This is a genomic window from Sediminihabitans luteus, from assembly GCF_002797595.1.
Classification (GTDB): domain Bacteria; phylum Actinomycetota; class Actinomycetes; order Actinomycetales; family Cellulomonadaceae; genus Paraoerskovia; species Paraoerskovia lutea.
In genome coordinates, this window is record NZ_PGFE01000003.1 from 77,362 (window position 1) to 95,990 (window position 18,629).

Annotated in this window: 18 protein-coding genes, 1 tRNA gene and 1 pseudogene; 11 read left to right on the plus strand and 9 right to left on the minus strand. The window is 75.0% G+C overall.

The features are described from left to right. Positions 1–33: 33 nt before the first annotated feature. Both CLV28_RS10000 and CLV28_RS10005 read left to right on the plus strand, forming a co-directional pair. Positions 34–2,034 carry a TPM domain-containing protein gene (locus CLV28_RS10000; RefSeq protein ID WP_170062654.1) on the plus strand — a complete coding sequence of 667 codons (2,001 nt, stop codon included), beginning with the start codon at positions 34–36 and terminating at the stop codon, positions 2,032–2,034. Between the two features lie 47 nt (positions 2,035–2,081). Continuing rightward, positions 2,082–2,801, plus strand: a complete 720-nt coding sequence (locus tag CLV28_RS10005; protein WP_100423196.1) for a PspA/IM30 family protein — start codon at positions 2,082–2,084, stop codon at positions 2,799–2,801. 33 nt (positions 2,802–2,834) lie between these two features. Here the strand turns inward: CLV28_RS10005 and CLV28_RS10010 are convergent, their stop codons facing one another. Further along, positions 2,835–3,566, minus strand: a complete 732-nt coding sequence (locus CLV28_RS10010; protein ID WP_239073051.1) for a type 1 glutamine amidotransferase — start codon at positions 3,564–3,566, stop codon at positions 2,835–2,837. Positions 3,567–3,637: 71 nt separating this feature from the next. Here CLV28_RS10010 and CLV28_RS10015 point away from each other — a divergent pair, with 71 nt between their 5' ends. The 5 genes from CLV28_RS10015 to CLV28_RS10035 all read left to right on the plus strand — a co-directional run bounded on the left by CLV28_RS10015 (position 3,638) and on the right by CLV28_RS10035 (position 7,829). Further along, positions 3,638–4,246: an NYN domain-containing protein gene (locus CLV28_RS10015; protein WP_100423198.1), complete on the plus strand. Its 609-nt coding sequence runs from the start codon at positions 3,638–3,640 to the stop codon at positions 4,244–4,246. Positions 4,247–4,291: 45 nt separating this feature from the next. Then, entirely contained in the window at positions 4,292–5,029 is a 738-nt protein-coding gene (locus CLV28_RS10020) for a response regulator transcription factor (protein ID WP_100423199.1), read from the plus strand. Positions 5,030–5,032: 3 nt separating this feature from the next. Further along, on the plus strand, positions 5,033–6,610 hold the full coding sequence (locus tag CLV28_RS10025) for a sensor histidine kinase (RefSeq protein WP_100423200.1): 1,578 nt from the start codon (positions 5,033–5,035) through the stop codon (positions 6,608–6,610). A gap of 44 nt (positions 6,611–6,654) precedes the next feature. Beyond that, entirely contained in the window at positions 6,655–7,371 is a 717-nt protein-coding gene (locus CLV28_RS10030; protein WP_100423201.1) for an HD domain-containing protein, read from the plus strand. 167 nt (positions 7,372–7,538) lie between these two features. Continuing rightward, a complete protein-coding gene (locus CLV28_RS10035; protein WP_100423202.1) occupies positions 7,539–7,829 on the plus strand; it encodes a WXG100 family type VII secretion target in 291 nt (96 codons plus the stop codon). Between the two features lie 31 nt (positions 7,830–7,860). Here the strand turns inward: CLV28_RS10035 and CLV28_RS16270 are convergent, their stop codons facing one another. Further along, complete coding sequence (locus tag CLV28_RS16270; RefSeq protein WP_100423451.1) at positions 7,861–8,178, minus strand: LuxR C-terminal-related transcriptional regulator; 318 nt, start codon at positions 8,176–8,178, stop codon at positions 7,861–7,863. Positions 8,179–8,359: 181 nt separating this feature from the next. Here CLV28_RS16270 and CLV28_RS10045 point away from each other — a divergent pair. Then, a pseudogene (locus CLV28_RS10045) lies at positions 8,360–8,620 on the plus strand (DUF4031 domain-containing protein); the annotation flags it as partial. A 339-nt stretch (positions 8,621–8,959) separates the two neighbouring features. Here the strand turns inward: CLV28_RS10045 and groL are convergent. Continuing rightward, positions 8,960–10,585, minus strand: coding sequence for a chaperonin GroEL (gene groL / locus CLV28_RS10050; protein WP_100423204.1), 1,626 nt, complete (start codon positions 10,583–10,585; stop codon positions 8,960–8,962). Between the two features lie 238 nt (positions 10,586–10,823). Here groL and CLV28_RS10055 point away from each other — a divergent pair, with 238 nt between their 5' ends. After that, positions 10,824–12,242, plus strand: a complete 1,419-nt coding sequence (locus CLV28_RS10055; RefSeq protein ID WP_100423205.1) for a glycoside hydrolase family 15 protein — start codon at positions 10,824–10,826, stop codon at positions 12,240–12,242. An 85-nt stretch (positions 12,243–12,327) separates the two neighbouring features. On the opposite strand, the gene CLV28_RS10060 is transcribed toward CLV28_RS10055, so the two are convergent. Both CLV28_RS10060 and CLV28_RS10065 read right to left on the minus strand, forming a co-directional pair. Then, positions 12,328–12,972 carry a LytR C-terminal domain-containing protein gene (locus tag CLV28_RS10060; RefSeq protein ID WP_157802595.1) on the minus strand — a complete coding sequence of 215 codons (645 nt, stop codon included), beginning with the start codon at positions 12,970–12,972 and terminating at the stop codon, positions 12,328–12,330. A gap of 77 nt (positions 12,973–13,049) precedes the next feature. Beyond that, positions 13,050–13,346: a DUF3263 domain-containing protein gene (locus tag CLV28_RS10065; RefSeq protein WP_100423207.1), complete on the minus strand. Its 297-nt coding sequence runs from the start codon at positions 13,344–13,346 to the stop codon at positions 13,050–13,052. A gap of 81 nt (positions 13,347–13,427) precedes the next feature. Between CLV28_RS10065 and CLV28_RS10070 the strand changes: the two genes are divergently transcribed. Beyond that, positions 13,428–14,126: a uracil-DNA glycosylase gene (locus CLV28_RS10070; RefSeq protein WP_100423452.1), complete on the plus strand. Its 699-nt coding sequence runs from the start codon at positions 13,428–13,430 to the stop codon at positions 14,124–14,126. 57 nt (positions 14,127–14,183) lie between these two features. Next, positions 14,184–15,050, plus strand: a complete 867-nt coding sequence (locus tag CLV28_RS10075; protein ID WP_100423208.1) for an SGNH/GDSL hydrolase family protein — start codon at positions 14,184–14,186, stop codon at positions 15,048–15,050. Positions 15,051–15,170: 120 nt separating this feature from the next. Here CLV28_RS10075 and CLV28_RS10080 read toward each other — a convergent pair. The 4 genes from CLV28_RS10080 to CLV28_RS10095 form a co-directional block, all read right to left on the minus strand. Further along, a tRNA-Thr gene (locus tag CLV28_RS10080) sits at positions 15,171–15,246 on the minus strand. Between the two features lie 109 nt (positions 15,247–15,355). Next, entirely contained in the window at positions 15,356–16,213 is an 858-nt protein-coding gene (locus CLV28_RS10085) for a DsbA family protein (protein WP_100423209.1), read from the minus strand. A gap of 89 nt (positions 16,214–16,302) precedes the next feature. Next, entirely contained in the window at positions 16,303–16,830 is a 528-nt protein-coding gene (locus tag CLV28_RS10090; RefSeq protein ID WP_157802596.1) for a hypothetical protein, read from the minus strand. A gap of 41 nt (positions 16,831–16,871) precedes the next feature. Next, complete coding sequence (locus tag CLV28_RS10095; protein ID WP_100423211.1) at positions 16,872–18,629, minus strand: serine/threonine-protein kinase; 1,758 nt, start codon at positions 18,627–18,629, stop codon at positions 16,872–16,874.

Here is an 18,629-nt window from a genome sequence, read left to right on the forward strand (position 1 = left end):
GCGTCATGCTGGCCTCTGGGCAAGGATCGCAGCGTGACGACCGGCCGACGACGCAGCCTCGCCCGGACTCTCGGTCCCGTGCGGGCCGCAGGTCGCGCGGCCACGACGGCGTTGCTGGTCATCGCCGCGTCGACCGTGCTGACGCTCGCGCCGGCGTCCGCCGAGGCGCCGTTCGACGTCCCGTCGCAGGTCACGGACGACGCGGGCGTCCTGGGCACGGACGCGCCCGCGGTCCAGGACGCGCTCGACGCGGCGTTCAACGCGACCGGCTACCAGCTGTTCGTCGTGTACGTCGACTCGTTCGACGGCACCGACGGCGAGACGTGGGCCGACCAGACCGCGACGGTCTCGGGCCTCGGCGCGCAGGACCTCCTGCTCGCGGTCGCGGTCGACGACCGCCGGTACGGGGTGTCGGTGGACGTCGAGTCGGGCCTGAGCACGTCGGACGTCGACGCGGTCGACGACGCCGCGCGCGCCGCGCTGCGCGACGAGGACTGGTCGGGCGCCGCGATCGCGGCGGCGCAGGCGCTGCAGGACGTCGCGGGGCCGGGCGGCGGGGGTGGTGCGGGCTGGCTGTGGGCGGGCGCGGCCCTGCTCGCGCTGGTCGCGGGGGCGCTCGTGTGGCGTGCGGTGCGGCGGCGCGGCGCGAGGCCGCGCGACGCGTCGTCCGAGGACCTCACGACCGCCTCGACCGAGGACCTCGAGCGACGGGCCGGCGCAGCGCTGGTCGCGATCGACGACGCGGTGCGCACGTGCGAGCAGGAGCTCGGGTTCGCGCAGGCCGAGTTCGGCCTCGAGGCCACGCGGTCGTTCGCCGCGGTGCTCGAGGACGCGAAGGCGCGCGCGACGGCCGTGTTCGCGCTGCGCGCCGGCCTCGACACCGACCCGCCGACGCCCGAGCCGCAGCGCCGGGTCGCCCTGGTCGAGGTGGTCGAGCGGTGCGACGCGATCGCCGACGCGCTCGACGAGCAGACGGCCGAGTTCGACGCGCTGCGCGCGCTGCAGGCCCGCGCGCCCGAGACCCTGGACGCGGTCGAGCAGCGCGCGGCCGAGGTCGAGCGGCGCCTCGGCCCGGCGCGCTCGCAGGTCGAGACCCTCGCGGTCACCTACCCCGCGCAGGCGCTCGCGTCGGTCGCCCCCAACCCCGACCAGGCCGCGCGGCTGCTGGCCCAGGTCGCGGACGCCGTCCGGCAGGGTCGTGAACGTCTCGCGACCAAGGACAGGGCCGGGGCGGCGACGCTCGCGCGCGGCGCCGAGAACGCGCTCGGCCAGGCGGTCGTGCTGCTCGACGCGGTCGACACCGCACGCGCCGACCTCGAGGCCGCCGTCACGGGCCTCGACCGCGCGATCGGGTCGATCACGAGCGACGTCGCGGACGCCGAGCGGCTCGCGGCCACCGGGCCCGCGGTCCGGACCGCGGTGAGCGAGGCCGAGGCGGCGCTCGCGCAGGCGCGCGCGGCACGCGAGGGCGGAGACCCGATCGCGGCGCTGCGCCGGGTCACGGCGGCCGAGGCCGCGCTCGACGACGCGCTCGCCCCGTCGCGCGAGGCCGCCGAGCAGGCGGTGCGGGCACGCGCGCTGCTCACCGACACGCTCGGGCGTGCGGAGTCACAGCTGCGCGCGACCCAGGACTACGTCGCGACCCGGCGCGGCGCCGTCGGCCCCGAGGCCCGCGCCGCGCTCTCGGAGGCCGAGCGTCACCTCGCCGAGGCCCGCTCGCTGCAGCCCGTCGACGCGGCGGGCGCGCTCGCCCGCGCGCAGGAGGCCGAGCGCCTCGCGGAATCCGCGGCCCGGCGCGCGCAGCAGGACGCCGCAGGGTCCGCCGGTGGCACGGGCCGCGGCCCGTCGGTCGGCGGCATGGTCCTCGGCGGGATCCTGCTCGACCAGGTCCTCGGCGGCGGACGCCGCGGCGGGTTCGGCGGGGGCTACGGCGGCGCGGGATTCGGCGGCGGACGCCGCAGCACGGGCGGGCGGCGCTCCGCCGGCCGACCCTCGGGCGGACGGCGCGGCGGTGGCCGCGGCGGGCGCTTCTGACGTCACACCAGGCCCGCACCCGCGGGCGCACCGAACGGAGAGGTCCCATGGCAGAGAAGCAGAGCATCTTCGGGCGCATCGCCCAGCTCACCAAGGCCAACGTGAACGCGCTCATCGACTCCGCGGAGGACCCGGAGAAGATGCTCGACCAGCTCGTGCGCGACTTCACGAACAACATCGCGGACGCCGAGCAGGCCGTCGCGCAGACCATCGGCAACCTGCGTCTGGCCGAGCAGGACCACGCGCAGGACGTCGCGGCGGTCGCGGAGTGGGGCGGCAAGGCCGGCGCGGCCTCGACGCGCGCGGACGCCTACCGGGCCGCGGGCGACACCGCGAACGCCGACAAGTTCGACGCGCTCGCGAAGGTCGCGCTGGGACGCCAGATCCAGGCCGAGCGCGAGGTCGCCGAGGCCGAGCCGTCGATCGCCGCGCAGCGCGAGACCGTCGCCCGGCTCACCACGGGCCTCGAGCAGATGAAGGCCAAGCTCGTCGACCTGCGCGCGCGCCGCGACTCGCTCGTCGCCCGCCAGAAGAGCGCCGAGGCGCAGCAGCAGGTCCAGGGCGCGCTGTCGTCGATCAACGTGCTCGACCCGACGAGCGAGCTCGGGCGGTTCGAGGAGAAGGTGCGGCGCACCGAGGCCCTCGCGATGGGCCAGGCCGAGCTCGCGGCGTCCTCGATCGACGCCCAGTTCGACGAGCTCGAGGACCTGGGCGCGGCGACCGAGGTCGAGGCGCGGCTCGCCGCGCTCAAGCGCGGCGACGCGTAACGGCCGGTCGGGCTGGTCAGTCGGGCTGGCCGGTCAGACCGTGACGGTCCCCGCGCCCGCGTGCCGGTCGACCGTCGCGGCGAACGCCTCGGCGATTCGCCGGCCGGTCGCGAGCACGGCGTCGGCGTCGCGGTCGAAGCCGTCGAGCGCGGCGGTCGCGTCGGCGAGCTCGCCCCGCGCGAGCCACCCCTCGAGCAGCTCGCGCGTGACCTCGGGCTGGAACTGCAGGCCCAGGCCGGAGCCGATCCGGAAGGCCTGGTACGGGTACATGTCGGTCGAGCCCAGCCAGGCCGCGTTCGCCGGGAGGTCGACCACGGCGTCCGCGTGCAGGGTCACGACGGGCGTGACCCGGTCGGCCGGGTCGACGACCGACCCGACGACGGCGTCGTCGCACGCGCCCGGGCGCCAGAACACGCGGGTCACGCCGGCCTCGACGCCCGGGGGCGCGGCGACCTGCACCTGCCCGCCGCCGGCGAGCGCGAGGAGCTGGGCGCCGAGGCCCAGACCGAGCACGGGGGTGCCGGCCGCGAGCGCCTCGCTCAGGAGCGCGCGCACCGCGCCGAGCCAGGGGGCGGCGTCGGTGTCGTAGGCGCTCGTCTCGGCGCCGAGCACGACGACGGCGTCGCCGGCGTCGGCCAGGGCGGGCACGGTGTCGCCCGCGTAGGGGCGCACGAGGCGCACGCGCTCGGCGAGGACATCGGCGAGAGTCCCGAGCCCGAACGCGGGCGAGCTCTGGACGACGGTCACGACGGGTTGCGGGTTCACGTGTTTCACGGTACCGCGCCGCGGCGCGGGCGGGAAAGCCGCGTCCGGGGCTGCGGGATAGGCTGGCTCGCATGTCGGAGCCGAGCACTGCCGTGACCACCCAGCCGTCGATCGCGTCGGGCGCCCCGCGCCGCACCTACCTGCTCGTCGACGGCGAGAACATCGACGCGACGCTCGGCATGAGCGTGCTCAACCACCGCCCGACGCCCGAGGAGCGCCCACGCTGGGACCGCATCGCGGCGTTCGCCGAGAGGGTCTGGGACCAGCCCGTCACCCCGCTGTTCTTCCTCAACGCGACGTCGGGCCAGATGCCGATGCCGTTCGTGCAGGCGCTGCTCGCCATGGGCTACCGCCCCATCCCGGTCGCCGCCGAGGGCAACGAGAAGGTCGTCGACGTCGCGATCCAGCGCACGCTCGAGGCGATCGAGGGCCGCGAGGGCGACGTGCTGCTCGCGAGCCACGACGGGGACTTCCTGCCCCAGGTCGACAAGCTCGTGGCCGGCGACCGCAAGGTCGGCGTGCTCTGCTTCCGCGAGTTCGTCAACGCCAAGTTCGCCGAGCTCGCGGGCCGCGGCCTCGAGTTCTACGACCTCGAGGGCGACATCAACGCGTTCCAGGTCCCGCTGCCGCGCGTGCGGATCATCCCCATCGGCGAGTTCGACCCGCTGCGCTACCTCTGAGGCGGCACCCAGCCCGCTCCCAGAGTCGGGGCGCAGACTGTGGCCATGGCCGCCCCCGAAGCACGTCTCGTCGTCGTCGACGACGAGCCGAACATCCGTGAGCTCCTGTCGACCTCGTTGCGGTTCGCCGGGTTCGAGGTCTTCGCGGCCGCGGACGGCGCGAGCGCGCTCACGCTCGTCGCGGACACCGCCCCCGACCTCGTCGTGCTCGACGTCATGCTGCCCGACATGGACGGGTTCACCGTCACGCGGCGCATGCGCGAGAAGGGCCAGCACACGCCCGTGCTGTTCCTGACCGCGCGCGACGACACGCAGGACAAGATCGCGGGCCTCACGGTCGGCGGCGACGACTACGTGACCAAGCCGTTCAGCCTCGAGGAGGTCGTGGCGCGCATCCGCGCGGTGCTGCGCCGCACGCACGCCGAGCCGGTCGACGACGCGGTCATGCGCGTGGGCGACCTCGAGCTCGACGAGGACTCGTACGAGGTCCGCCGCGCGGGCCAGACGGTCGACCTGTCCCCCACCGAGTTCAAGCTGTTGCGCTACCTCATGCTCAACGCAGGTCGCGTGCTGTCGAAGTCGCAGATCCTCGACCACGTGTGGCAGTACGACTGGGGCGGCGACGCGAACATCGTCGAGTCGTACATCTCGTACCTGCGCCGCAAGGTCGACGCGGTCGTCGTGACGGGCCCGGACGGGCAGGACGTGCCGGTGACCCCGCTCATCCAGACCAAGCGCGGCGTCGGCTACCTGCTGCGCAAGCCGGTGCCCGGGCAGGGCTGACGCGTGACGGCTCCCGGGCCGCCGCCCCCTCCCCCGCCGCCACCGCCGTACGGGCGCCCCGTCGGCCCGCCCTGGTCGTGGTGGCAGCGCATCACGCTGCGCGCACGCCTCGTGGCGATCACCTCGCTCGTGCTCGCCGCCGGCCTCGGCGTCGCGGCCCTCGTGACCACGACGGTCGTCTCGAACTACCTCGTCGGGCAGGTCGACGCGTCCCTCACCGAGACCGCGCAGCGCGTCGACGGCCTCGGCGTGGGCCAGCTCCAGCAGGCCGCGGGCGTGCTGCCGAGCGACTACTACATCCTGACCCGCTCGGCCGACGGCGAGTCCTACCCGCTCGTGCAGTCGAGCACCGAGTCGGCGTACGGCGTGCCCGACATCCCCGCGATGTCGACGCAGGAGATCGAGGCCGCGAGCGGCGAGCCGTTCACAGTGTCGTCGCGCACCGGCGCCGACCAGCACCCGACCACGCCGACCGACTGGCGGGTCATCACGCTCCCGCTGCAGAGCTCGCTCACGGGCCAGACCGTCGGCAGCGCGTTCGTCGCCCTCCCCCTGGCCGACATCCACCAGACCCTGCAGATCCTGGTGCGCACGCTCGCCGCCGCGGCGCTCGCGATCGTGACGCTCGGCGCCGTGGTCGCCCACCTCGCGGTGCAGCGCTCGCTGCGCCCGCTGCGCGAGATCGAGACCACGGCCGCGGGCATCGCGGCGGGCGACCTGAGCCGTCGTGTGCGGCCCGCGCCCGAGACCACCGAGGTCGGGTCGCTCGCCGAGTCGCTCAACGCGATGCTCGCCCAGATCGAGCGCGCGTTCGAGGCGCAGGAGGCCTCGGAGGCGCGCATGCGCCGGTTCGTCTCGGACGCGAGCCACGAGCTGCGCACCCCGGTCGCGGCGATCCGCGGGTACGGCGAGCTGTACCGGATGGGCGCGCTCCAGGAGCCCGAGCACGTCGCCGACACCATGGCCCGCATCGAGGACTCCGCCCGACGCATGGGCATGCTCGTGCAGGACCTGCTGTCGCTCGCACGGCTCGACGAGGGTCGCCCCGTGCGCCGCGACCGCGTCGACCTCGGGCGCCTCGCCCGCGACGCCGCGCAGGACCTGCACGCGCTCGACCCGAGCCGCACGGTCGACGTCGTCGGCCCCGACGGCGGGGACGTCCCCGGCGACGTCGTGGTCGTCGGGGACGAGGACCGCCTGCGCCAGGTCATGACCAACCTCATCGGCAACGTGGCCCGCCACACGCCGTCCGGCACCGCGGCCGAGATCGTGCTGGCCCCCGCCACGGCGTCGGACGGCGCCCCCGCGGTCCGCGTCGAGGTGCGCGACCACGGGCCCGGCATGGGCCCCGAGGAGTCGGCGCGCATCTTCGAGCGGTTCTACCGGGTCGACTCGTCGCGCACGCGCGAGTCCGGCGGGTCGGGCCTCGGGATGGCGATCGTCGCGGCGATCGTCGCGGCGCACGGCGGCTCGGTCGGCGTCTCGGCGACCGACGGGGGCGGCCTCACGGTGGGTGTGCTCCTGCCGGTCGACCGCTACGATGGCGGGTCGTCACCCCGTGCCGCGTCCGACCGGACGTAGGGTCGAGGTGACGGACACACCGTTCCCGGCGAAGAAGGCTGATCATGGGCGTCGACATCGCAGACGCACCGCAGTGGTTGATGACCTCGTGGGCGAGAACCGTCCACTGCGCGGGAGCCACGGCTCCCCCCGAGCAGATCATGGAGGCCGGCGAGCGTCTCGTGGACGCGTGGAGCCGGCCCGACCGGCACTTCCACGACCTGCGGCACCTGGGTGACGTGCTGCGCCGCGTCGACGAGCTCTCGCAGGAGACCCACTCCCCGGAGCTCGTGCGCCTCGCGGCCTGGTACCACGGCGTCGTCTTCGACGCCGCGGACTCCGCGACGTACTCGAACAAGGGCGGCGAGGACGAGAGCGCGAGCGCGCAACTCGCGCACGACGAGCTCACGGCGCTGGGCGTGCCCGAGGAGTCGGCGCAGCGCGTCGCGCACCTCGTGACCGCACTCGTGCGGCACGCGCCCGACCCGACCGACTTCGACTGCGCGGTGCTGTGCGACGCGGACCTCGCGTTCCTCGCCTCCGAGCCGCAGCGGTACAAGGAGTACCTCGAGGACGTGCGCACCGAGTACGCGCACATCCCGCGCGCCGACTTCGTGCGCGCCCGCATCGCGATCCTCACCAAGCTGCTCGAGCGGCCCACCCTGTTCTGCTCGCCCCTCGGCTCGGCGTGGGAGGAGCCCGCGCGCCAGAACATCGGCGCCGAGCTGCAGCGCCTGGGCAAGGAGCAGCGCAAGATCGAGGCCGCGAGCACGTCGGCCTGAACCGCCCGCCGGCCGCCCCTGCGGCGCGGCACCGGACGGGCGTCGTCCACACCCTCGCGAACGTGGGACGTGTCCCCAGGGCACGCCCGCGGCCCGTCCGCGTGCAGCGTCCCGCTCCTACGGTCGGTGCAGTCCCCGACGGTCGGGGACCACGACGGGAGGCACTCATGACGAGCTACGAGGTCGACTCCGCCCGGGTCGCGCAGGCGAGCGGCGCGGTCAGCGGGTCGGTGACCGCGATGCGCGGCGAGGTCCAGGCGATGATGCGGCACCTGCACGACCTGCAGTCGGTCTGGCGCGGCAGCGCCGCGACCGCGTTCGGCGGGCTCATGGCCCAGTGGCAGGCCACGCAGGTCCAGGTCGAGTCCGTGCTCGACGACATCACCGCGGCGCTCGGCTCCGCGGCACGCACCTACGAGGACGCCGAGGCGCAGGCCGCGCGCCTGTTCTCGGCCTGACGCCGGACGACGGCGGGCTGGCCCGCCACGCTCACACGGGCGTGGCGGCGCCGTCCGTCGTCGCTGTGCCCATCGTCCCGGTAGCTGCGGTCCCGGTAGTCAGGGTCCCGGTAGTCAGGGTCCCGGCGCCCACGCCCGCATCCGCGGCGAGGACGGCCGCGAGCAGCTCGGCGCGGCTCGCGACGTCGAGCTTGCGGTAGATGCTGCTCGTCTGCGTCTTGACCGTGTTGCGCGAGACGTACAGCACCGCGGCGATCTGCTGCAGCGTCAGCCCCTCCAGGAGGTGCTCGAGCACCACCTGCTCGCGTCGGGTGAGCGTCGCGAACGCTCCCCGTCCCGTGTCGATCATCGTGTCCAGCACTGTCGTGGTCCCTCCGCCCGGGAGGAGCAGCTGCACCCCTCTGCTTCATGGGAGTGGCCGGCGTCACGATCATGACGCGACTTCGGAGGACCTCCTCGACGATCGCGTGGACGACCACCCCGACGACCACCCCGACCGGCCGGGAGACGCGCGGGACTAGGGTGGGCGGGTGGCGATCCTGATCGACGAACCCCGGTGGCCCAACCACGGCCGCCTCTGGGGGCACCTCGTGAGCGACAGCGACCTCGCCGAGCTGCACGCGTTCGCCGCCGCGGCCGGGCTCCCCCGCCGCGCGTTCGACCAGGACCACTACGACTACCCCGACTCGCACCGCGACGCGCTCGTCGCGCAGGGGGCCGCGCTCGTGGACCGGCGCGAGCTCGTGCGCCGGCTCGCCGCGTCGGGGCTGCGCGTGCCGCACCGGCGCCGGACGCCGCACGGCCCGGCGTCGCACGGCCCGACGTCGCACGGCCCGACGTCGCACGGCCCGACGTCGGACGGCTAGCGAGCACCCGCCGCGAACGCGGCGCGCCCGACGACGTCGGGGCGCCAGGCAGGCGGCCGACACGCACGAGGGCCGACACGCACGAGGCCGACACGCACGAGGCCGACACGCACGAGGCCGACACGCACGAGGCCGGCACGCACGAACGGCCGACATGCGCGAACGGCCGACATGCACGAGGGCCGCCGCCCCGGGACGAACCCGGGGCGACGGCCCTCGTGCGTGCGACGTCCGGCGTGCGCCGGGCGGCGGGTCAGGCGTGGATCAGAAGTCCATGCCGCCCATGCCGCCGTCGCCACCCGGAGCGGCCGAGGCCTTCTCCGGCTTGTCGGCCACGACGGCCTCGGTCGTGAGGAACAGCGCGGCGATCGACGCGGCGTTCTGCAGCGCCGAGCGCGTCACCTTGACCGGGTCGTTGACGCCCGCGGCGAGCAGGTCCTCGTACTCGCCGGTCGCGGCGTTGAGGCCGTGACCCGAGGGGAGGTTGCGGACCTTCTCCGCCACGACGCCGCCCTCGAGGCCGGCGTTGACGGCGATCTGCTTGAGCGGCGCGTCGATCGAGCGGCGCACGATCTGCGCACCCGTCTCCTCGTCGCCCGAGAGCTCGAGGGTCGCGAACGCGGCCTCGCCGGCCTGGATGAGCGCGACGCCACCACCGGCGACGATGCCCTCCTCGACGGCAGCCTTGGCGTTGCGCACGGCGTCCTCGATGCGGTGCTTGCGCTCCTTGAGCTCGACCTCGGTGGCCGCGCCCGCCTTGATGACGGCGACGCCGCCGGCGAGCTTGGCGAGGCGCTCCTGGAGCTTCTCGCGGTCGTAGTCGGAGTCCGACTTCTCGATCTCGGAGCGGATCTGGTTGACGCGACCCGCGATGAGGTCAGCGTCGCCCGAGCCCTCGACGATGGTCGTCTCGTCCTTGGTCACGACGACCTTGCGGGCCTGGCCGAGCAGGTCGAGCGTGGCGGTCTCGAGCTTGAGGCCGACCGTCTCGGAGATGACCTGGCCGCCGGTGAGGATCGCGATGTCCTGCAGCATGGCCTTGCGGCGGTCGCCGAAGCCCGGGGCCTTGACGGCGACGGACTTGAACGTGCCACGGATCTTGTTGAGCACGAGCGTCGCGAGGGCCTCGCCCTCGACGTCCTCGGCGATGATGAGCAGCGAGCGACCGGCCTTCATGACCTGGTCGAGCAGCGGCAGCAGGTCCTTGACGTTCGAGATCTTCGACTCGACGATCAGGACGTACGGGTCCTCGAGCACGGCCTCCTGGCGCTCGGCGTCCGTCTCGAAGTAGCGCGCGAGGAAGCCCTTGTCGAAGCGCATGCCCTCGGTGAGCTCGAGCTCGAGGCCGAAGGTGTTCGACTCCTCGACCGTGATGACGCCCTCCTTGCCCACCTTGTCGAGGGCCTCGGCGATGAGCTCGCCGATCGCGGGGTCGCCGGCGGAGATGGCGGCGGTCGCGGCGATCTCCTCCTTGGTCTCGATGTCCTTGGCGGCGATGAGGAGCTGCTCGGTCACGGCCTCGACGGCCTTCTCGATGCCGCGCTTGAGGGCGATCGGGTTCGACCCGGCCGCGACGTTGCGCAGGCCCTCGCGCACGAGCGCCTGGGCGAGCACGGTCGCGGTCGTCGTGCCGTCACCGGCGACGTCGTCGGTCTTCTTCGCGACCTCCTTGACGAGCTCGGCACCGATGCGCTCGTACGGGTCCTCGAGCTCGATCTCCTTGGCGATGCTCACACCATCGTTCGTGATGGTGGGGGCGCCCCACTTCTTGTCGAGGACGACGTTGCGGCCCTTGGGGCCGAGCGTGACCTTGACGGTGTCCGCGAGCTGGTTGAGCCCGCGCTCCATGCTCCGACGAGCTTCCTCGTCAAAGGCGATGATCTTGGCCATGGGGGTTCTGATCCTCCGCTGGTGGCGTGGTGGGTCGGCCTGCGCCCGCGACGGACGGCATGCGCGGGCGGCGTTCACGTCACGCCGTCCGCGGGTGCCTCGCACGTCGACCCTGGACGTTTCTGTCACTCTCCTACCGAGAGTGCTAACGCCATTATTGGCACTCGCCCGTGGCGAGTGCAAGCGCGTTCGCTCGCGGCGTCGCCGCGTGGTTTCGCACGACCCGTAGGATGCCGGGGTGCTCCAGGTCACACCGCGACGACGCGGACTCCTCGCGATCACGGCCGGGTGCCTGGCCGTCGTCGCCGCCGCCACGACGGCCCTCGACGACGCCGTACCCGCGCACGTCCCCCCGGGGGCCGTCGCGAGCCCCGACGACGCGGTCGTCGCGCTCTACCAGGACGGCGTCGAGATCCTCGCCGACGGTAGCGTCCGCCCCCTGCCCGCCGGCAGCGGCGTCACGTACCTGGCCGGGAGCCGCGTCGTCGACCCGGGCGGGCCCGGCGCCGTCGCGGGCCGACCGCTCGCCGACCCCGGCCCGGACGCGGGTCTGCGCGGCGCGGTGCTCGCGCGCGCCGAGACGTCCGCGGCCTGGCTCGCGGGCGGTCGCCTCCCGGGTGCCGGCACACGGTTCGCCGCGCTCGGCGAGTCCGCCCTGCTCGACCTGCGCGCGCTCGTGCTCGACGGCGGCGCCGCGGTCGCCGGGATCGAGCCGCACTGGCGCTACGTGTGGCCGCGCGACGCCTCGTTCGCCGCGGTCGCGCTCGCGCGCACGGGACACGTGGGCGACGCGGTCGAGGTGCTCGAGTTCCTCGCGTCCGTGCAGCACGACGACGGCACGTTCGAGGCGCGCTACCTGCCCGACGCCTCGGGCGTGCCCGACGACCGTGCCGCGCAGGCCGACGGCGCGGGCTGGGCCCTGTGGGCGGTCGACGAGGTCGTGGCCGCGACCGCGCGCGACGACGGACCGGCGTCCGCGCCGTCCGCGGCCGAGGTCCGGGCCCGGCTGTCCGGTCTCACGACACGCAGCACCGACGCCGTCCTCGCGCTCGTCGCGACGCCCGACGGTCTGCCGCCCGCGTCACCCGACTACTGGGAGGTCTCGGCGCCCGAGCTGACCCTGGGCACGGCCGCGCCGCTGCTCGCGGGGCTCGAGGCGTCGTCCCGCACCCACGCGGCATGGCACGACGACGCGGGCGCCGAGCGCGCCGCGGCCGGCGCGGCGCGGCTGCGCACGGGCATCGAGACGACGTTCGGGTCCGCGGGCTACCCGCGCGAGATCTCGGGCGGGCCGAGCGACGCCGCGACCGCCTTCGCGCTTCCGCCGTTCCAGCCCACGCCCCTGCGCGGGGCGGACGACGCGTGGCGGGCCTCGGTGACCGACATGCTGCGCCCCGCGGGCGGGCTCGCGCCGGGCGGGTCGTGGCGCCGCGACGGGATCTCGTGGACGCCGCAGACCGCGCTCTACGCGCTCACGGCGGCGAGCACGGGCGACCGGGACCAGGCGCTGCACTGGCTCGGCTGGATCGACGAGCACCGCACCGCCTCCGGGGCGATCCCCGAGAAGGTGCTCGCCGACGGCTCGCCGGCCGCGGTCGCGCCGCTCGCCTGGACCAGCGCGCTCGTGGTGATCGCGCTCGACGAGCTCGACCGCTGAGGCGCGCCGGCAACGACGTCCCGGCACCCACGTACCGGCTGAGAAGTACCGGTCGAGAGGTACCGCCCGAGACGCAGGGGGCGACTCAGCCGACGGGCTGGATCGCGCCCTGCAGCACCACCACGACCTCGCCCTCGCGGAGGTTGACCTGCGAGGTCTGCTCGGCGGGGATGCCCAGCACCGCGGCGACGGCGGCGGCGGTCTCGGCGCGACCCTCGACGTACCAGACGACCGTCCCGGACGCACCGGTCGGGGCGGTCGGGTTCGCGGCGACGACGTTCGTGAAGCCCTTCGCCTCGAGGGCCGACTCGGCCTTGCCCGCCTCGCCGGCGGGTGCGCTCTCGTTGAGCACGCGCACGTACGCGGTCGGGTCCGCGGCCGCGACGAGCGCGTCGACGTCGCCCGCGGGATCCTCGCTCGGCGTCGCCGAGGCCTCGTCCGAGGGCGCGGCGTCGGTCGGCTCGGCCGACGGCGTCTCCTCGGTGCCCTCCGTGGGCGGTGCCGACGTCTCCTGGGTGACCGGGGGCGCGGCGTCGTCCGACGTGTCGCCCGTCTGCGACAGGATCGCGACGGCGGCCACCGCGAGGGCCGCGCAGATCAGCGCGACCAGCAGGAACGGCCACACCTTGCTCCACGCGCCGCGGGGTGCGCGGTGCACGCCGACGGGTGCGCCGTCGGCCACCGGGGCGTCAAACTCGTCAGGAGCGTACGGGTAGCGAGGTGAGGTCACGCAGGAAGGTTAACCGGTCGGGGCCGATGTGCTAAACGCCACCGTCCGGAACGTGGGCACCCGCCCGGCGCGAGGGATCAGGCGTCGCCGCCGAGGCGTCGCGCGCTGCGAGCCCGGTGACGCGTCGAGCGCATGCGTCGCAGCCGCTTGACCAGCATCGGGTCGTGCTCGAGCGCCTCGGGGGTGTCGATGAGGGCGTTGAGCGTCTGGTAGTAGCGGGTCGCGCTCAGGTCGAAGAGCTCGCGCACCGCCTGCTCCTTTGCGCCCGCGTACTTCCACCACTGGCGCTCGAAGTCGAGGATCGCCCGGGACCGCTCGTCGAGGCCGGCGTCGTCGCCGGCAGGCGCGAGATCCGCCTGGACCGCCTCGCTCATGGTTCCTCCTCGGGTCGACGTCGGTCCCAGCCTACGACGTGAACCACACCGGTGTGGTTCACGACGCGTACGCTCGCCCCGATGAGCACGAACCCTCCCGCGCTGCCGGCCGACCTCGCCCCGGACTGGGCCGCCGCGCTCACCCCGGTCGCGGGCGACGTCGTCCGCGTGCTCGACGCCGTGGCGGCGCGCGAGGCCGCCGGGGCCACCGTGCTCCCCGCCCGCGCCGACGTGCTGCGCGCATTCCGGCGTCCGCTCGCCGCCGTGCGGGTGCTCGTGATCGGCCAGGACCCCTACCCCACCCCCGGGCACGCGACCGGCCTCGCGTTCTCCGTGGCCCCGCAGGTGCGGCCCGTGCCCCGGTCGCTGCAGAACGTCTTCACCGAGCTGCGCGACGACGTCGGGGTCGAGGCCCCGGGGCACGGCGACCTCACGGCATGGGCCGACCAGGGCGTGCTCCTGCTCAACCGCGTGCTCACGGTCGAGGCCGGCGCCGCCGGCTCGCACCGCGGGATCGGCTGGGAGGCCGTGACCGACGCCGCCGTGCGTGCGCTCGTCGCGCGCGACGCGCCGCTCGTCGCGGTGCTGTGGGGCAACGACGCCGCCCGCGTGCGCCCGCTGCTCGGCGCGACGCCCGTGGTCGCGAGCGCCCACCCGAGCCCGCTGTCCGCACGGCGCGGGTTCTTCGGGTCGCGGCCCTTCTCCCGCGTCGACACGCTGCTCGAGCAGCAGGGCGCCGCACCCGTCGACTGGGCGCTGCCGAGCGACCGTCTGCTCTGACCGGCACGACCCGCCCGGGTGCGCCCGGCGGGCAGCCCGGCACCCGCCGGGAGCACAATGGATGCCGTGAGCACCCAGAACGCACCCCGTTGGTCCAGCTACGTCGCTATCGGCGACTCGTTCTCCGAAGGGCTGTGGGACCCCTCCCCGCAGGACCCGGACCGTCAGCGCGGCTGGGCCGACCGGCTCGCCGAGGCGCTCTCGGCCCGTCGCGTCGCCGCGGGCGAGACCCCCCTCGAGTACGCCAACCTCGCGATCCGTGGGCGCCTCCTGCGACCGATCCTCGTCGACCAGGTCCCCGCCGCGATCGCGATGAAGCCCGACCTCGTGAGCCTCGTCGGCGGCGGCAACGACATCCTGCGACCCCGCGCCGACATCGACCGGCTCGCGCGCAACCTCGAGCACGGCGTCTCACGCCTGCGCGCCGAGGGCATCGACGTGCTTCTCGCGACCGGGTTCGACGCGCAGGGCTCGCTCGTGGGCGTCACGCGCAGCCGCGTCGGCATCTACAACGCCCTGATCTGGTCGATCGCGCGCCGCCACGGCGCGCACGTGCTCGACCTGTGGGGCATGCGCGGGCTGCGCGACTGGCGCATGTGGTCGTCCGACCGCATCCACCTCGTGCCCGACGCCCACCACCGCGTCGCGCAGGCCGCCATGGTCGGCCTCGGCCTCGAGCCCGACGACGCGACCTGGGACGACCCGCTCGACCCGCTGCCGCCCTCGCCGCGCATCGACCAGGTGCGCGAGAACGCGCAGTGGCTGCGCGAGCACGTCGGCCCCTGGGCGCAGCGGCGCCTGCGCGGCACGTCGAGCGGCGACCACCGCGAGCCCAAGCTGCCCACGCTCGCCCCCGTGCTGCCCGCGACCGGGCCCGAGGAGTCCGGGCCCGAGGAGTCCGGGCACGAGGACGCCACGGCCTGACCTGCACACCGGCGTCGCCGGACCCGGACCCGGACCCGGACCCGGACCCGGACGCACGAGACCCCCGCCCCGGCAACACGCGGGGCGGGGGTCTGCAGGCGCTGCGAGGGCACCGTGGCCTGGAGCCGCCTGTCGGGTTCGAACCGACGACCTTTCGCTTACAAGGCGAGTGCTCTACCAGCTGAGCTAAGGCGGCGACGGCGCACAGCCTAGCCGACGACGGCGCCGTCCTCCGGGGACGCCGCCCGGCCGACCGGCCGGCACCGCGCCGGTCCGCCCGCGCGGACCGGCGCACTCGGCGAGGGTTACTTCGCCGCGGCCTGGATCGCGGCCTCGAGCTCGCCCGCGGTCGCCCAGTTGCCCGTGAACAGCTCGCCGTCGATCACGATCGTCGGCGTGCCGAAGCTGCCGCTCTGCGGGTTGGCGAGGTCCTCGTCCTGCGTCGCGAGCGTCGTGATCGCCTCGGACCAGTCGGCGAACGTGTCGGTCGCCTTGCCCGCCGCGATGTCGTCCGCGACGTCCTGCGCGACGCCCGCACCGACCGCGATCTGCGCGATCTGGTCGTCGCTCAGGCCGACCGTGTTCTCCTTGGGCTGGTTCGCGAACATCGCGTCGACGAACGCCCCGAACTGCTCGGGCGCGTTCTCGGCGACGTAGCCCGCCGCGGCCGACGAGCGGGTCGAGAACTCGGTGCCCTCCGAGAGGCGGTCGAGGATCGACACGGGGTGCACGACCTCGGTGATGGTGCCGTCCTCGCGCAGCGCGTCGAGCGTCGCACCGTTGACGGACTCGAAGTCGCCGCAGATCGGGCACATGAAGTCGAGGTACACGTCGACCTCGACCGCTCCGTCGGTCGACGTGCCGGCCTCACCCGCCTCGCCGATCGAGATGCCGCCGTCGGCGCTCGCGGTCGCGGGCGGCGTGACGCCGTACATCGGGTCGGCGTCCTTCTTGCCGCCCTCGTTGAGGATCAGGAACACGACCACCGCGACCACGACGATCGCCGCGACGAGCGCGCTCACGGTGATGATGCGGGTGCGCTTGTCGCGCGCGGCCTGCGCCTTGCGCAGGCGCTCGGCCTCCGCGAGCGCGGCCTCGCGGCGCTCGGCCTTGGTCATGTTGGTCTTGCTCGGGGCCTTGGGGGTGCTGTCGTTCTTCGCCATGATGCGTCCTTGAGGTCGTGGGGTGGCGAGCGCGTGGTCGGCTCGGCCGGTACGTGTCGGACGCCGCGGGGCGGGGTGCGCGGGCGGCGTCAGGCGGCGAGGGCCGGCGGCCCGCGACGCACCACGACGCCCGCGAGGCGGGCGAGCGGCCGGGACCTGACGACGCCGACGGGCACGTCCCGCGGGGCGGGTGCGTCCACGGCGCGCGGCGCGAGGAGCGCGAGCACGTCGTGCAGGCGCGCGCCGACGATGACCCGCAGCCGGTCGAGCCCGCGCGCGAGCCGGTCGGCGCCGCCCCACACGAGCAGCAGCGCGACGAGGTGCGCGACGAGCGCCGGGAGCGCGAGCACGATCACGACGTGCACCGCGGCGGCGGTCGTGCCGCCGAGCGCGACGCCCTCGGGGCAGTCCGGGGTCGCTCGCACGACCGCGAGCTGCGACCCGGCCCACGCCGCACCGCCCGTGAGCGGCACGCACTGGTGCACGAGCGCGTAGCCGGACGAGCCGGCTGTCACGAGCAGCGTGGTCACGAGCGCGCAGAGCACCACGGCGGCCTGCGCGAACGCGCGCAGGAACGCGACAGCTCGTCGCGGGGTGGCCCCCCTGGTCCCGTGCACGCGGTCAGCCTAGCGGTATCGCCTGGACGTGCCCAGGGAGGTCACAGGTCCGGCGGCCCGGAGAACGGCCACCAGTCGATCGGGCCGCCCGCGACGAGCAGCACGACGGCCGCGACCGCGCACGCGAGCCCGAGCGTGATCGTCACGACCTGCCCGACGAACCCGGGCGCGAGGCGGCCGAGGAGCGTGCGCGCACCCTCGCGCGTCGTGAGCGTCATGGGGCCGAACCACGCGAGCACCACGGTGAGCAGCATCGCGAGGCACAGCAGCGCGACGTACACCCATTCCTCGTTGCGACCACCGACCGAGCGCGATGCGGCCGACGGGTCGGCGGCGACCAGTACCCGGCCTGGCTCGAGCGCCCACCAGCCGCCGACCACCACGAGCAGGCCGACGCAGCCGCCGACCACCAGGCCACCGACCGAGCCGATCGCGGCCCGCACCAGGAACCAGGGCGAGAGCAGCACGACCCGCGCGCCGTCGAACTGCGAGACCCCGCGCCGCTCGCGGCGCGCGTGCAGCGACTCCGACCCGACGCCCACGAGGCGGAACAGCACGATCCCGGCGGCGAGCACCGCGAACGCAACCCCGGGACGCGTGCCCGCGAGCGCCACGAGCGCGACCCCGAGCAGGGCGAGCGTCCACCGCCGCGTGGGGTGGTGCGGGCGGACGTAGCCGGACGGCGCGTACGCGGCGGGCGGGGCGGCGTCCGCGGCCTGCTGGTCGGGAGGGCGCACCGCGCCGACGGGGATCGACGGCGGCAGGGGGGTGCGCGACTCGGCGGTGTCGACGTCGGCCTGGACGGGCACCGCGAGCGTGTGCCCGTCGCGCGCGTCGTAGGGCTCGGGCGGGTCCTCGGCCCGGGGGTCGCCCTCGGTCGCGGCGCGCTCGAGGGCCCGCAGCACCTGGTCGACTCCGAGGCGCTTGCGCGGCTCGGGGGTCAGCGCCGAGTGCAGCGCGCCGTGCGTGCGCGCGCCGAGCCCGGCGAGGTCCGCGTCGCCCGACCGTGAGCGTGAGAGCACGACGTCGAGGGGGCGCGCACCGAACGGGGGGCGCCCGGTCGCGGCGAACGCGAGCACGGCCGCCCACCCCCACCAGTCGGTCGCGTGCGTGGGCTCGGCGCCCGCGAGCAGCTCGGGGGCGAGGTAGCCGGGCGTGCCCATGACGAGCCCGGTCGACGTGACGCGCGAGTCCTCGAGGCCGTGCGCGATGCCGAAGTCGATGAGCACGGGCCCCTGCTCGGTGATGAGCACGTTCGAGGGCTTGACGTCGCGGTGGATCACGCCTGCGGCGTGCACCACGCGCAACGCCTCGGCGAGCTGGTCGGCGAGCGCGAGCAGGTCGTCGGCGTCGAGCGGGCCGCCTTGGGCGATCTCGTCCTCGAGGCTCACGCCGTCGACGAGCTCGGTCACGATGAACGCGTCCGCTCCCTCGAGCTCGACGTCGAGGATCGCGGCGATCGCGGGGTGGTCGAGCCGTTGCAGCGCGACGGCCTCGCGGCGCAGCCGCTCGCGGCCGAGCGCGCTCGAGTCGGCGTCGACGTGCGCGTGCAGCAGCTTGATCGCGACGGGCGACCCACCGCCGTCCTCGGCGCGGTAGACCGTGCCCATGCCGCCCGAGCCGATCCGGGACACGATCGTGTACCCGCCGATCTCGGTCCCGGGGGCGATGCCGCCGCCGCTGCCGGCGGAGGTGTCGACCGCGACCGTGGGCGCGGTCGCCGGGTGCGCGCCGTCGGGTCCGGCGTCGTCCGGGCCGTCGGCCCCTGCGGGCGCGTCCCCGTCGTGCGTGCGTTCCAT

What these genes read in the sequence shown, in the direction of transcription:
- CLV28_RS10005 (WP_100423196.1), top strand. Translation starts at nt 2,082, where the DNA reads ATGGCAGAGAAGCAGAGCATCTTCGGGCGCATCGCCCAGCTCACCAAG.
- CLV28_RS10015 (WP_100423198.1), top strand. Translation starts at nt 3,638, where the DNA reads ATGTCGGAGCCGAGCACTGCCGTGACCACCCAGCCGTCGATCGCGTCG.
- CLV28_RS10020 (WP_100423199.1), top strand. Translation starts at nt 4,292, where the DNA reads ATGGCCGCCCCCGAAGCACGTCTCGTCGTCGTCGACGACGAGCCGAAC.
- CLV28_RS10030 (WP_100423201.1), top strand. Translation starts at nt 6,655, where the DNA reads ATGGGCGTCGACATCGCAGACGCACCGCAGTGGTTGATGACCTCGTGG.
- CLV28_RS10035 (WP_100423202.1), top strand. Translation starts at nt 7,539, where the DNA reads ATGACGAGCTACGAGGTCGACTCCGCCCGGGTCGCGCAGGCGAGCGGC.
- CLV28_RS16270 (WP_100423451.1), bottom strand. Translation starts at nt 8,178, where the DNA reads ATGATCGACACGGGACGGGGAGCGTTCGCGACGCTCACCCGACGCGAG.
- groL (WP_100423204.1), bottom strand. Translation starts at nt 10,585, where the DNA reads ATGGCCAAGATCATCGCCTTTGACGAGGAAGCTCGTCGGAGCATGGAG.
- CLV28_RS10065 (WP_100423207.1), bottom strand. Translation starts at nt 13,346, where the DNA reads ATGAGCGAGGCGGTCCAGGCGGATCTCGCGCCTGCCGGCGACGACGCC.
- CLV28_RS10070 (WP_100423452.1), top strand. Translation starts at nt 13,428, where the DNA reads ATGAGCACGAACCCTCCCGCGCTGCCGGCCGACCTCGCCCCGGACTGG.
- CLV28_RS10075 (WP_100423208.1), top strand. Translation starts at nt 14,184, where the DNA reads ATGGATGCCGTGAGCACCCAGAACGCACCCCGTTGGTCCAGCTACGTC.
- CLV28_RS10085 (WP_100423209.1), bottom strand. Translation starts at nt 16,213, where the DNA reads ATGGCGAAGAACGACAGCACCCCCAAGGCCCCGAGCAAGACCAACATG.
- CLV28_RS10095 (WP_100423211.1), bottom strand. Translation starts at nt 18,629, where the DNA reads ATGGAACGCACGCACGACGGGGACGCGCCCGCAGGGGCCGACGGCCCG.